Genomic DNA, 13,538 nt, shown 5'->3' with positions numbered 1-13,538 from the left:
TGATTGGTAACAAATCGCATCAAACTGCGCGGCGCGTCGGCAAACGGGCTATATTGTTTACTTCCCCATGATGTCTGCGAAGGAGTGCGCGATGCGCCCGACGATCAAATCTTCCCTGGTGGCCCTGGCGCTGCTGGCCGCCACCACCGGCGCGGCCTGGGCCCAGGTCAGCGTCAGCTATGTGAAGCCCGACGAATTCATCGATGTGCCGCGCAGCCAGATCGAGCGCGAGCGCCTGCTCAAGGACTTCACCCAGTATTTTTCGAGCTTCGACAACAAGCTGGCGCCGGGCCAGCAACTGAAAATCGAGGTGCTCGACATCGACCTGGCCGGACGGCTGTGGCCGCGCCGCTCGGGCGGCGACGATATCCGCGTCATGACCGGCGGCGCCGACTGGCCGCACATGACGCTGCGTTACACGCTGGAGGAAAACGGCGCCGTGCTGCGCAGCGGCGAGAGCGAGCTGTCGAACATGATGTACCAGCAGCGCCTCACGCGGCTGTCCGACAGCGACCCGCTGCGCTACGAAAAACAGATGATCGACGACTGGTTCGAGAAAACCATCGCGCCCAAGACGGCCGCCAGGTAAGCCTGGCAGCCGGCCTGGGCAATCAGGCGATGCGGTTTACGCGCGGGAACTTGGCCGCAAACGCTGCCGGCATCGGCGTGACCGCGCCGGTGCGGTAGTTGAAGAACACGAAGCCATACTTGGCCATGGCCACCAGCGTGGCGTCGCGCGGGCGCGTGACGCGGAACGTGATATCGCCGCCGTAGCGGTTGAAATCCATCAGTCCCACTTCGAACAGCAGGTGGTCGCGCGCATGCGCTTCCGCGCGGTAGGCCGTGGCCAGGTCGGTGACGATGATGCCGGCGCCGCTGCTGTCCATTTCCTCGACGCCAAATTCCGCCAGAAACTGGGCGCGCGCTTCCGAGATCATCGACACCATCGAATCGTTGCCGAGGTGATTGGCGGCATTGATGTCGGTGTGGCGCACGGTGAGCTGGGTGGAAAAATAATATTGATCGTCCGGGAAATCGAGTTGCAGGCGGGCCATGGCGGTCCTTACAGTTGTTCGCTCAGGAAGACCAGCGTGTGGCCGTGGGCTTCGACGGCAGCGCGCTGGTTGTACGAATCGCGGTGGTTGCAGTTGAAGCCGTGCTCGGCGCCGTCGTACACATGGATTTCCACCGTTTCCACGCCCTCGAAACGCTCGGCGATGGTTTTCACGGCCTCGTTCGGGATGTGGCTGTCGGCGCTGCCGAAGTGCATCAGCAGCGGCACCTGGATGTCGTCCGCGCGATCGAGACCGTTCTGGATGCCGCCGCCGTAATAGGCCACGGCTGTATCGACCAGGCCGTCCGCGGCGGTGCGGTATGCCAGCAGGCCGCCCATGCAGAAGCCCAGGGCGGCGATCTTCTGGCCAGCCGTGCCTTCGTGGGCGCGCAGCGTCTTGACGGTGGCAGCGATATCGGACTGGGCCTTGTCGAAGTCCAGCGCGTTCATCAGCGCGATCGCGCGCTTCCAGCCGGCTTCGTCGTAGGTCAGCTCGATGCGGGCGCTGTCGCGCCAGAACAGGTCGGGAGCGATCACCACGTAGCCGTCGGCCGCGTACTGGTCGGCCACGTTACGGATGTGCTGATTGACGCCGAAGATTTCCTGCAGCAAGACGATGCCGGGACCCTTGCCGCCGCGCGGCAGCGACAGGTAGGCGCCGAAGCTGCCGTCGTCGGTCTTGATGTCGATCCATTGCGAATTCGTTTCCATGGTGCTCCTTGGTAGATGGGGAAAACGGCCATCGTACCGTGTTTTTTACCGCGCTGCCGTACGCCACCGGCGCGTGCGGCCGGCTAGTAGACTTCGCGCGTATAGATCACCGGGCCGGCGCGGTAGATGCCGAAGGTGAGGTTGCCAACCGTGCGCGGCAGGTAGCCGATCCAGTCGGTCACGGCGCACGTGGTACCCGTCGCACACGGTGCGCGCAGCGACATGCCGACTGCGCCGGGGCCGACCTGCGGACCTTGCACGAAGAAGCTGGCCTTGCCGTTCTTGAAATTCTGCTGCGCCTTGCCGGACAGTTTCAACTGGCCGGCGCTGTTGCAGGCGCCGGTCTTCGGATCGGCGGCCAGTGCTTTCTGGCAATTGCTCAACAACAGCGCGCCGCTGACCACCGCCGGCGTGGGGCCGTTGAAGGCGGGGTTGATGCGGTAGGCGCCGTTTACGTAAAACCGCGCTTCCAGGTTGACCGGCATCGGCGCCGTGGCGGAACCGAAACCGGGGGCAATGTACAGCTGGCCGCTGATGGCGGTGAGTTCCTGCTCGACCGGCACGCTGCGTTGCGACGACACGCCATCGCCATCGCTGGCGCGCACCACGAAGCGGGTCGGATTGCTGGGCGTGCTGGCGGCGGCAAAGGCAAAGTAGGGCAGGTTGGATTTGCCCTGGGCGTCCGGGACCAGCTTGCCCACACCATCGGTAAACGTGTAGCGGGTGGCGCCGGCCGCACCGGTCCAGCCGATGCTGGGGATGGCCACGGCCTTGGTGGTGGCCGTATCGTTGGAGTCGCTCCAGCTGCCCAGCGTAATCGTCTTGGCATAGCTGCCCGTGTAGTTTTTCGTGACCGCACCGGCGCCGTTGTAGGCAGTCACGATTAGCTGGAACGGCTGGCCCGAATAGACCAGGCGCTTGTTACACGGTTGCACCAGGCCGCCCGTGTTGGTGCAATCCATGGTGTCGCCTTCGTTGGTGTCGGTGAGCGGCGCGGGCAGGGCGGTGTCGAAATGGTCGGGAATGAAGCGCCCCGGGTTCAGCGTGCCGCGGGTATTGAAGCCGCTGGCCTGGATGCCCAGGTAATAGCCGCTGGCATTGGCACTGACTGCCGTGATGGCGAGCGTTGCCGTTTCGTCGAAACTGTAGGTGCCGCTGGCAACGCCGTTGACGAGCACGAAGCTGCCCGTCAGCGTGCCCCCGCCACCGGCCGGCGCGGTCACGGTGATGCCGGGCTTGACGCTTTCCGGTGTGTTTTCCTTGCCAAAATTCTTGGTGACATTGGCATCCGGATTATTGGGGTCGTCCGGCAGCGCATTGACGGCTGCAATCTGCAGCGTGAACGGTTCGCTGGCGCGGGCGAACACGCCGGCAGGCAGGACCGGCGTGGTGGTGCTGCGCGTGGCCTTGAGCCGGAACGCGAACGGCGCCACCGTGAAGGCGGTCGCTGCCGGCGTGCTGGCGCCGAGCGTGCCGCTGGTGTAACTGGCCGACAGGCCGACATTGCCCGCTTCCGGATATTGCAGGCTGGCGACAGCCAGGCCGTTGGCGTCGAACTTGAGCGGCACGCCGGTACTGCCGCTGCCGCAGCTCACGCTGGTGTAGCCGGCAGCGTCCTGGTTCTTCAGCGCCACCGGCGGCTTGGCGCCGTTGGCCGGGTTGAGCTGGCTGCAGCTGAAATTGACGGTGGCCGTGGTATTGGCCAGCAGCGGCACGCAGCTCTTGCCGGCGTTGGGGGCGGACGCCGACTTGAGCGCCTGGACCGTGACGCTGGCGGTGGTCATCGACACGTGATCGGGCACGGACAGCGTCAGGCCGCGGTCGCTGAACACCATGTCGCACGACGTGCCGCCGGCCACCGCGTTGACGCAGGTGGACGCATTTGCGGCACCGCTGGCCGACAGCGTGGCCGTGCCCGCCGTGCTGCGGCTGACGGTGGCCGCGTTGTTGCTGCCGTTGACGACGGTGAACTCGGCACCGCCCGGTTGCAGCGTGGTCTTGACGCTGCCCGTGTAGTGCGGCGCGGTGCACGCGGCGTTGGCGCACGCGGTCACGGTGACCGTCTGCGGCTGGCAGGTCAGCGCATTGCCGCTGTGGGTGATCTGGAAATGGTGGACGCTGGCGGGCGGCGGCGGGGAGCCGGCGGCGCAGGTGGGGCTGTACGAGTAAGTCGAGGCGGTCGTGACGCAGCTGCATTTCGGCGCATTGGGCGGCGGCGCCTTGCAGGTAATCACTTTCGACACGGTGCCGCCGTAGCCGAAGTAAATCGAGTTTACCGCTGCGTTGCCGTTGATCTTGGCGTAAGAGTCGCCGGTCTTGACGTTGCTGGCATCGAGGTCGCCATTGATCACCGTGCTGTTTTCCAGCGTCACGTCGCCCGTGACCTTGACGTTGCCGTTGATGGTGGCGTTGGCCGACTTCAGCACCAGCGAGCCGGCGTTGACGGTGCCGTAGACGATGCTCTGGGAGTCGAACAATGCCTGGCCGCTGACATTGACCGGGCCGTTGAGCGTCACGTTCGAGGACGTGGTGATCGAGCCGCCGGAGACGGCGCCGGCGATCGTGACTGCCGATTCGAGCGTGATGGCGCCGCCGTTGTTGACGGTCAGCGTGCTGCCGAGTTTGGCGTTGGAACGGACCACGGCAGACCCGGCCGACACCGCGCCCGTCACTTCCGAGCCGCTGACGATATCGACCGCGCCGCTGGCGGTAATCGTGCCGGTAAGCTTCGATGACGAGCCGACCAGGCTGACGTTGGTGCCGATGATGTTGGCGGCCATGGTTTTGCCATTGCCCAGCGAGAAGTCGCCGCCCGCCTTGATGGTGGCGCCGTTGGTACTGAAGTTATTCTGCTGCGTATTGGTGATCGCGATGTCGTAGCTGCCCGTGGTCTCCAGGCGCGCCGTGGCGGCCATGCGCAGGTCCTGGAAGTAGCCGAACGTGAGGTCCGATGTCACCAGCACGGTGATGCCGCCGGCGATATCGGCAACATCGTTGGCATCGGCAAAAATCGTGGCGCAGGTGTAGGTGCTGCCATTGAGCGTGCAGGTGGCGGGCGCCTTGCCCTTGCCATCGAAACTGGTGGCTTGGGCGGTGACGGCAACCGACATCATCCAGCCCAGCCACAGGGATCGCCATAGGTATCGCCATATCAATCGCCATATTACGCGCAACATTATTTCTCTCAGGTAAAACGCCTGCCTGAATTATAGGCGCTTTACCTCTAGGAGTTGCCTGCTGGCATATTCCGCTGTGGCTAAACTGCACGCTTACCGCTTGCGTTTGACCTTGCCGAACGCTTCGCCGGCCTTCCAGGTCTGCATGGCCGGGGCATTGGCCACGTAGTAGCCGAGGTTGAGCGTGAACTGGGCCTGCTGCACCATGCCCAACAGGTCCCACTGCGGACGGTATTCGTCGGTCACCTGGTGGTAGTCCTTTTTGAAGGCGACCAGCTTGGCGCGCGAGGCGTCCAGGTCTTTCACGAACGTGAAGTGGCCGTCGCCCGAGAACACGGCCGAGCCGACATTGAAGGCCGGGATGCCGGCCTTGGCGAAGACGAAATGGTCGGCGCGGAAGAAGGCGCCCGACAGGTCGGGCACGGCCGGCGCCAGCGTCAGCCCCATCTGTTTGGCGACGGCAGCCGAGGCGTCGTACAGGCTGCTGCGCTCGGCGCCGGCCACGCCGATGTCGGAGGTTTTGCCGACGAAGTTCATGCTGTCGAGGTTGAGGTCGGCCGTGGTTTTGTCCAGCGGCCAGGCCGGGTGTTGCACGTAGGCGGCCGCGCCCAGCAAACCTTGTTCTTCGGCGGCCGGCCACAGGAACACCTGCGTGCGCCTGGCCGGATGCCTGACCGCTTCGGCAGCCATCACCAGCAGGGCGGCGCTGCCCGAGGCATTGTCGATGGCGCCGTTGTAGATGCGGTCGTGCTGGCCGTGGTCGGCGCCAGCGTCGTCCATGCCCAGGTGGTCCCAGTGCGCCGAATAGATGACCGCCTGCTCCTTGAGCGTGGCGTCGGTGCCGGGAACGATGCCGGCCACGTTGAATTCCTCGATCTGGCGCACGGTGCTGCGCAACTGGCCATGGACGCGGGTGTTCAGGTCCACCGGCTTGAAATCGCGCCGCTCGGCGGCTGCGCGCAGCGTGTCGAGATCGAAGCCGGCGGCAGCGAACAGCGTGCGCGCCGTCTCTTCCTGCAGCCAGCCTTCCACCGGGTTGCCCTTGCCCTTGAGGTGGAAGCGTTCGTGGCCGAAACCGTTGGCCGGCACGCTCCACGGATACGAGGCCGACGGCGTGGTGTGGATCAGCAGCACGCCGGCAGCGCCGCGGCGCACGGCTTCCTCGTACTTGTACAGCCAGCGGCCGTAATAGGTATAGGCCTTGCCGGCAAAACGGTTCGGTTCCTCGGCGGTCGGTTGCGGGTCGTTGACCATCATCACCAGCACCTTGCCCTGGACATCGACGCCCTTGTAGTCGTCCCACCGTTCTTCCGGCGCCTCGGCGCCATAGCCGACGAAGACCAGCGGCGCATCGATGGTCACCTGCTCCTTGCCGCTCATGGTGCCGATCAGGATTTGTTCGCCGACCTTGGGCGTGATGGTCTTGCCGCCGCTGTCGAAACTGAGGCTGCTGCCCGGCAGCAGCCGGGTGCCCTCGATGTTGACGGACTGGCGGTAGGTGCCGTTTGCCAGCGGCTGCAGGCCGATCACGGCCGCCTGGGTTTCCAGGTAGCGCACGGCCAGCAGCCCGCCACGCTGACCGGTGCCGCGTCCCTCGAACAGGTCGTCGGCCAGGAACGAGAGGTGGGCGCGCAGTGGCGCCTCGGTGACGACCGGCTGTCCGGCCTGGTCATCGGCCATGACGGGGGCGGCGGCCTGGATGGCGAGGCCGGCGGCGAGGGCGAGCGGGGTAAGACGCATGAGGACTCCGTGACGTGAAAGCGGACCATCTTACTGCACTTTCGCGCCGTCTGTAAGCAACTGTAAGTATCGCCGGCAGAGTGTAAGGGAGTGTAATCGCGGTCAACGCCGGGCGGGGCGGCGGCGTTTTTTGCTCATGACCGACACAACAGGCGGCCATGAAGAAAAAAAGCAGGGTCAGTTACTAAAACCATATAAACCAGATAAACGTTATAAACGATTTTAAGGATTTCATATCATGAAGAAAATCATTGCCTCCCTGATCGCCACCGTCGTCGCCGGCGCCGCCTTTGCCCAAACCCCTGCGCCTGCCCCGGCAGCCGCCCCGGCCCCTGCCCCGGTCCACGCAGCAGGCCATGGCCCGGCACCGGTAGCACCAGCGCCGGCAGCAGCGCCGATGGGTGCACCGGCAGCGCCAGGCGCCACCACCCCGGCGCCGGAAGCCAAGCACGCTGAAAAACATGCAAAGAAAACGCATGCCAAAAAAATGAAGCCGGCCGCGCCGCCAGCTGAAAAAGACGGCGCACCAGTGCCGCCAGCCCCGGCGCCGGGCAAGGCAGCACCGGCAGCACCAGCAGCACCAGCGACCCCGGCCGCGCCAGCAGCGCCAGTCAAGTAAGGCACCGTCAGCGCTTGATCCGTCATCCCCGCGCAGGCGGGGATCCAATGCCCGTCCGAGCCACCCGCGGAAAAAGACAGCGCACCGGTGCCACCAGCACCGGTGAAAGCTGGCAGCACGGCTGAAGTAGGCAGCACCGTCATCCCCGCGCAGGCGGGGATCCAATCTCAACGTGCCGCGCGCGTAAAACTGGATTCCCGCCTGCGCGGGAATGACGGGTTCGGCCGCTGCTATGACAGGGAGGCTGGCGCTGCGATCCCGCAAGTTACGCTACCGAGCTTGCCCTGGCGAGCTGACATCCGCGCTACTCAGCGCCCCAGCTCCTCCAGCAACGCCCGGTGAAACATCGCCGGGTCTTCCATTTGCGGGGCATGACCTTTGCCGGAGAATTCCACCAGGCGGCTGCCTGGAATCGCCCTGGCCGCCTGCTTGCCCAGCAGCTTGTAGTGGCCGAGTCTGGCCTTGACGTCGGGCGGGGCGATGTCGGCGCCGATGGCCGTGGTGTCGGCGTCGCCGATCAGCAGCACGGTCGGCACTTTCAGCAGCGGGAATTCGTACACCACGGGCTGGGTGTAGATCATGTCGTAGATCAGCGCCGAATTCCACGCCACCAGCTGCTTGCCCGGACCGTTCGACAGGCCGGCCAGCATGTCGACCCAGCGCTCGTACTCGGGTTTCCAGGTGCCGCCGTAATAGGTCTTGCGCTCGTAGGCGCGGATGCTGTCGGCCGTGGTCTTCAGTTCGCGCTCGCGCCACTGGTCCACGCTGCGTGCCGGCACGCCGAGCGCCTTCCAGTCTTCCAGCCCGATCGGGTTGACCATCACCAGCTTGGCTGTCGCCTGCGGATACATCAGCGCATAGCGGGTGGCCAGCATGCCGCCGGTCGAGTGGCCGATCATGATCGCCTGCTCGATGCCCAGGTGCTTGAGCAGGGCGTCGGTATTGGCGGCGAGCTGCTGGAAGCTATACTGGTAGTGCTCCGGCTTGGTGGACGCGCAAAAGCCGATCTGGTCGGGCGCCACCACGCGGTAGCCGGCCCCGGTCAGCGCCTTGATCGTGTCTTCCCAGGTGGCGCCGCAGAAGTTTTTACCGTGCAGCAGCACGGCGGTCTGGCCATCGCCCTGGCCGCGCGCTGTCGGCGCCACGTCCATATAGGCCATCTGCAGCGGGACGCCCTGCGACGTGAGATCGAACTGCTGCAGCGGATACGGATAGCGAAACCCTTCCAGGCGCGGGCCGTAGCGGTAGTCGTGCTTGACGCTGTTCGCCGTGGTGGCTTCCACAGCGGCGCCGGCCGGCGCGCTCTGGCCCAGGACGGCGAGGGTGATGGCCAGCGCCAGTGCGCGCGGCGTGGTGGATACGACCATGTTGAAGTTCTCCTATCGTGGGATGCGGCCAATCTAGTGTAAATCGGCAGTTTTCTCGCTTAAACAGCGCTTAAATGGCCGGAATTCAAGCAATTTGCCGCTGGCACAGCTGATACAGGGTAAACTATGCGCAAATTTCTTTCGCAATCAGGCGATTCGAACATACTTGCGAGTGACGCCATGTCTGACACCCCCATCTCCCCCGTTACCCTGTTTTCCGACCTCGATCTGAGCGAACCGCTGGTGCGTTCGCTCAAGGACGTCGGTTACGAAACGCCATCGCCGATCCAGGCCGCCACCATTCCGCTGCTGCTCGACGGCCTCGACGTGCTGGGCCAGGCCCAGACCGGCACCGGCAAGACCGCCGCCTTTGCGCTGCCCATCCTGTCGCGCATCGACATCCGGCAGACCGCGCCGCAAGCGCTGGTGCTGGCGCCCACGCGCGAACTGGCGATCCAGGTTGCCGAAGCATTCCAGACCTACGCCGCCCACATCCCCGGCTTCCACGTGCTGCCGATCTACGGCGGCCAGAGCTACGGCCCGCAGCTGTCGGCGCTGCGCCGCGGCGTGCACGTGGTGGTCGGCACCCCGGGCCGCGTGATCGATCACCTGGACAAGGGCTCGCTCGACATCTCGAAGCTGAAAACGCTGGTGCTCGACGAAGCCGACGAAATGCTGCGCATGGGCTTTATCGACGATGTCGAACGCATCCTGCAGGAGACGCCGGAATCGCGCCAGACCGCGCTGTTCTCGGCCACCATGCCGTCGGCCATCCGCCGCATCGCCAACACCTACCTGCACAATCCAAAGGAAGTGACGGTGGCCGCCAAGACCGGCACCAACGAAAACATCCGCCAGCGCTACTGGCTGGTGTCGGGCATGCACAAGCTCGATGCGCTGACCCGCATCCTGGAAGCCGAAGATTTCGACGGCATGATCATCTTCTCGCGCACCAAGCTCGGCACCGAGGAGCTGGCGCAGAAGCTGCAGGCGCGCGGGTTTTCCGCGGCCGCCATCAACGGCGACATCCAGCAGGCGCAGCGTGAACGCACGATTGCCCAGCTCAAGGACGGCAAGATCGACATCCTGGTCGCCACCGACGTCGCCGCGCGCGGCCTCGACGTGGAACGCATCAGCCACGTGGTCAACTACGACGTGCCGCACGATCCGGAAAGCTATACCCACCGCATCGGCCGCACCGGCCGCGCCGGCCGCAGCGGCGAAGCGATCCTGTTCATCACGCCGCGCGAAAAAGGGCTGCTGAAAATGATCGAGCGCGCCACGCGCCAGCCGATCGGCATGCTCGAACTGCCGACCATCCAGGCCGTCAACGACGTGCGCATCGCCAAGTTCAAGCAGCAGATCACCGACACCCTGGCCCAGGGCGAACTGGAACAGTTCCAGTCGCTGATCGAAGACTTCGAGCGCGAACAGAACGTGCCGGCCATCGAAATCGCTGCCGCCCTGGCCAAGATGGCCCGCGGCGACGTGCCGCTGCTGCTCGATAAAAAGCAGGTCACGCAGTGGGAAGAGCGGCCGGCGCGCGCGGGCAGCTTCGACCGCCCGGAACGTGGCGACCGCTTCGACCGTGGCGACCGCCCGGACCGCAGCGAGCGCTTCCCGAAAAAGGAACGCATCGTGCGCGCGCCGGACGCCGGCATGGAAACCTTCCGCATCGAAGTCGGCTACCAGCATGGCGTCAAGCCGGGCAATATCGTGGGTGCCATCGCCAACGAAGGCGGCATCGACTCCAAGCACATCGGCCGCATCGAAATCTACGACGATTACAGCGTGCTGGACATGCCGAACGACCTCGCCGGCGACGTGCTCGAGCACCTGGCCGGCATCAAGGTCGCCGGCCAGGCGCTGCGCATCCGCCGTGACAACGGCGGCGTCGCCCCGGCAGCCGCGCCGGCTGCACGCCCGGTCCCGGCCCGCGCTGCCCAGCCTGCAGCAGCCCCGGCAGCTGCTGCCGGTCCGGCCGCATCGCCGCTGTCGCGCACCGTGGCGGCCGCCGCCAGCGAGGCAGGCGACGCGGCGGCGAAGAAGAAAAAGGAAAAACCGGCCAAGGTCAGCGTGCCGATGAGCGCGTTCCGGGTGGAAGTGGGCAGCGCCAACGCCGTCACCCCGGCCAATATCGTCGGCGCCATCGCCAACGAGACCGGGCTGGAAGCACGCCTGATCGGCCGCATCGAGATCTTCGATACCTACACGATGCTGGAACTGCCGGACGGCATGCCCAACGAACTGTTCAAGAGCCTCGGCAAGGTCTGGGTGGGCGGCGCCCAGCTGAAGATCAGCCACGCCGACCGCATGCCGCCGGAGTCGGGCAAATCGACGCCGCCGAAACCGGCAGCGGCCAAGAAAAAGGCCGCGCCAGGCAAGAAATACTGACCTGCCGCGCACGCTGTACCAATGAAAAGGGCCGTTAGGCCCTTTTTTTATTTCCGCACGAACACGGTGCAGGCGCCGCCGGCCGCGCGCCCGGCCGCACCAGAAGCAGCTTGTGAAAGTACCAACATGGTGCCTGGCACGCTGGCGTCACGCTGCTGTCATCGCGTGGACAGGGTGGCCCGCTTTTTGCATATTGATTTCATACAAATGTCATAAACGGTGCGCCTGACGCACCTCAACCTGGAGACATGTCGTTTGGACTGGAGCTCGCAATGACGCCATTCAGGAAACTGTGGAATACCTTGATCGACGCGATCAAGCCGCCGCTGCTGCGCGATAAGGCCGGTGTCGGCCAGCACGCCATCATGGTCGATACGCGGCCGTTCGGCGCTGGCGGCAAGGGGCGCTGATGTTACTGCGCAACGATTTGCTGCATTACCCGCAGCCATCGGCGCGCACCGTCCGCGTTTTGTGGATCGATCCCGGTCAGCGCCACGCCTACGTCTACGACGTCTGCGCCCGCACGGCGGACGTGGTGCTGGTCCAGCTGCCGGACCTGCTGGACGACCTGCGCGCCGGCCGCGCCAGCGTCCTGCCGGCCGATCCTTACCTGATGGTGGTCAGCCAGGAACTGCTGCCACCCAAGTACCTGCAACTGCGCGCGCGCGCCTGGCAGATCATCGCCGCGCTGGTGGCGCAGGAGCCGGACATCTACGACCCGCGCCAGCGCGGCCAGATGATTGCCCGCGCCACCGCCGAACACCAGGTGTCGCATCCCACCGTTTACCGCTACCTGCGCCGCTACTGGCAGCGCGGGCAGACGCCCAATGCGCTGCTGCCCGATTACTGCAATTCCGGCGGCAAGGGCAAGGTGCGGCAATCGTCGGAAGGCGTCAAGCGCGGCCGGCCGCGCAAGAACGGCGCCGACGCCGGACCGGGCGTGAACGCGGACGAGGAGGTGCGCCGCGTGTTCCGGGTGGCGATTGCCCGCTATGCGGCCGGTCACCGCAAGTTTTCGCGCCTGGGCGCCTACCGGCAGATGCTCGACGAGTTCTTCGCCGAGCGCCACATCGATCCGGCCAGCGGCCGGGTGCAGGCGGCGCCGCAGCGCAGCGCCGCCATGCTGCCCACCTTCGGCCAGTTCAACTACTGGCTCGACCACGACCATGACCATCCGCCGGAAGTGGCGCGCCGTCACGGCGGCGCCGCGCCGCCAACCATGGCCGCTGCGGGCCAGCGCCATGCGGGGCCGGCGGCGTCCGCGCTGGCCGTTGCCGCCGGCGCCGCAGCCCGCGCCCAGGTCTATCCCGTCGCGGGCGCCCAAGCCGGCCCGGCACCCGGCGCCCAGGTCGATCCCGCAGCCGGCACTCAAGTCGACCCCGCCGCCGGCACCGAAGCCGACCCCGCTGCCGGCGTCGCGCGGGCGGCCTGGCGCTCGATTGGCGACCGGCCCGGCGCCAGCTACCGGCTCGACGTGGTGTGCGCCGATGTGCAGCTGGTGTCGCGCGCCGACCGCGCACAGGCCATCGGCCGCCCCCATCTCTACGTGGTGCAGGACACCTACAGCGGGCTGGTGACCGGCATCCATGTCGGGCTGGGGCCGGCCGACTGGCCGCAGGCGATGCTGGCGCTGGCCGGCTGCTGCATCGACAAGCAGCGCTACTGCCAGCAGTTCGGCCGCCGCATCGAGGCTGCGCAGTGGCCGGGCCGCCATCTGCCCGACATCCTGTTCGCGGCCGCGCCGATTGCCGGCCTGGCCGGCGCCGAGTGGGGCGACTTCGGCACGCTGCACACCAATTTCAACCTGCGCTGCGTGACTGCCGACCATGGCCCCGGCAACTGGCAGCAGGTGCTGGCGCGGCGTTTCCGGCTGCTGGCGCCTGAGCTGGTGCAGGGGGCGCATGCCGCCGGCAAGCCGTGCCGGCTCGACGGCGTGCTCGATGTGGCGCAATTGACCCGCATCGTCATCGACTGCATCCTGTACTACAACAACTGCCAGGGCAGCGACGGTTCGCCGGCGCCGGCGGTGCTGTGGCACTGGGGCACGCAGCACCGGGGCGGGGCGCTCAAGACCTATCCCGAGCACCTGGTGCGCTGCAGCCTGATGCCGGTGGCGCCGGCGCTGGTCGGAAGCGACGGTCTGCATTTCGCCGGCAGCATCTATACCTGTGCGCGCGCGGTGCAGGAGCGCTGGTACGACCGTGCACGCCAGCGCGGCGGCTGGCAGGTCAAGGTGGCGTACGACCCGTCCAGCCTCGACACCATCTACCTGCTCGACACTGCCGCGCCGAGGCAGTTCCACGCCTGCCACCTGGCCGACGCCAGCGGCGTGCGCCACCACCTGAGCGCGGTGGAAATGGCCTATCTGCCTGCCGCCGTTGCCGTTGGCGAGCCTGCGGCCAGCGCCGGCACGCGCAGCAACGCCCGTGCCCAGTTCAGCTTTGCCGGCTGACTCCTTTCCCTTATTTTTCGTCCTG

The 13,538-nt window shown here is 66.2% G+C and carries 10 protein-coding genes; 5 read left to right on the top strand and 5 right to left on the bottom strand.

From position 1 onward, the window contains the following. Positions 1 to 91: 91 nt before the first annotated feature. Complete coding sequence (locus ASF61_RS17240; RefSeq protein WP_056158502.1) at positions 92 to 589, top strand: DUF3016 domain-containing protein; 498 nt, start codon at positions 92 to 94, stop codon at positions 587 to 589. 22 nt (positions 590 to 611) lie between these two features. Here ASF61_RS17240 and ASF61_RS17235 read toward each other — a convergent pair whose 3' ends face one another. From ASF61_RS17235 to ASF61_RS17220, 4 genes are all read right to left on the bottom strand, one after another. Continuing rightward, positions 612 to 1,055 (bottom strand): thioesterase family protein, encoded by a 444-nt coding sequence (locus ASF61_RS17235; protein WP_056158497.1) that lies wholly within the window; start codon positions 1,053 to 1,055, stop codon positions 612 to 614. An 8-nt stretch (positions 1,056 to 1,063) separates the two neighbouring features. Beyond that, entirely contained in the window at positions 1,064 to 1,765 is a 702-nt protein-coding gene (locus ASF61_RS17230; protein WP_056158492.1) for a dienelactone hydrolase family protein, read from the bottom strand. A gap of 83 nt (positions 1,766 to 1,848) precedes the next feature. Further along, the gene (locus ASF61_RS17225; RefSeq protein ID WP_056158488.1) at positions 1,849 to 4,878 is read right to left on the bottom strand and encodes a polymer-forming cytoskeletal protein; all 3,030 of its coding nucleotides are present in this window, start codon (positions 4,876 to 4,878) and stop codon (positions 1,849 to 1,851) included. Positions 4,879 to 5,034: 156 nt separating this feature from the next. Next, positions 5,035 to 6,681: a M28 family peptidase gene (locus tag ASF61_RS17220; RefSeq protein WP_056158485.1), complete on the bottom strand. Its 1,647-nt coding sequence runs from the start codon at positions 6,679 to 6,681 to the stop codon at positions 5,035 to 5,037. A gap of 238 nt (positions 6,682 to 6,919) precedes the next feature. Between ASF61_RS17220 and ASF61_RS17215 the strand changes: the two genes are divergently transcribed. Next, positions 6,920 to 7,300, top strand: coding sequence for a hypothetical protein (locus ASF61_RS17215; protein WP_056158482.1), 381 nt, complete (start codon positions 6,920 to 6,922; stop codon positions 7,298 to 7,300). A gap of 308 nt (positions 7,301 to 7,608) precedes the next feature. Here the strand turns inward: ASF61_RS17215 and ASF61_RS17210 are convergent, their stop codons facing one another. Continuing rightward, the gene (locus tag ASF61_RS17210; RefSeq protein WP_156369624.1) at positions 7,609 to 8,667 is read right to left on the bottom strand and encodes an alpha/beta fold hydrolase; all 1,059 of its coding nucleotides are present in this window, start codon (positions 8,665 to 8,667) and stop codon (positions 7,609 to 7,611) included. A 180-nt stretch (positions 8,668 to 8,847) separates the two neighbouring features. On the opposite strand from ASF61_RS17210, the gene ASF61_RS17205 reads away from it, so the two are divergent. The 3 genes from ASF61_RS17205 (at position 8,848) to ASF61_RS17200 (ending at position 13,513) form a co-directional block, all read left to right on the top strand. Next, positions 8,848 to 11,061 carry a DEAD/DEAH box helicase gene (locus ASF61_RS17205; RefSeq protein ID WP_056158479.1) on the top strand — a complete coding sequence of 738 codons (2,214 nt, stop codon included), beginning with the start codon at positions 8,848 to 8,850 and terminating at the stop codon, positions 11,059 to 11,061. A 272-nt stretch (positions 11,062 to 11,333) separates the two neighbouring features. Then, positions 11,334 to 11,471: a hypothetical protein gene (locus tag ASF61_RS23445; protein WP_156369623.1), complete on the top strand. Its 138-nt coding sequence runs from the start codon at positions 11,334 to 11,336 to the stop codon at positions 11,469 to 11,471. After that, a complete protein-coding gene (locus tag ASF61_RS17200) occupies positions 11,471 to 13,513 on the top strand; it encodes a Mu transposase C-terminal domain-containing protein (RefSeq protein WP_056158474.1) in 2,043 nt (680 codons plus the stop codon). Before ASF61_RS23445 ends, ASF61_RS17200 begins: the two co-directional genes overlap by 1 nt. Positions 13,514 to 13,538: the final 25 nt, after the last annotated feature.

Source organism: Duganella sp. Leaf126 (assembly GCF_001423125.1).
GTDB lineage: Bacteria > Pseudomonadota > Gammaproteobacteria > Burkholderiales > Burkholderiaceae_D > Rugamonas.
This window is presented reverse-complemented; position numbering and strand designations above follow the sequence as displayed.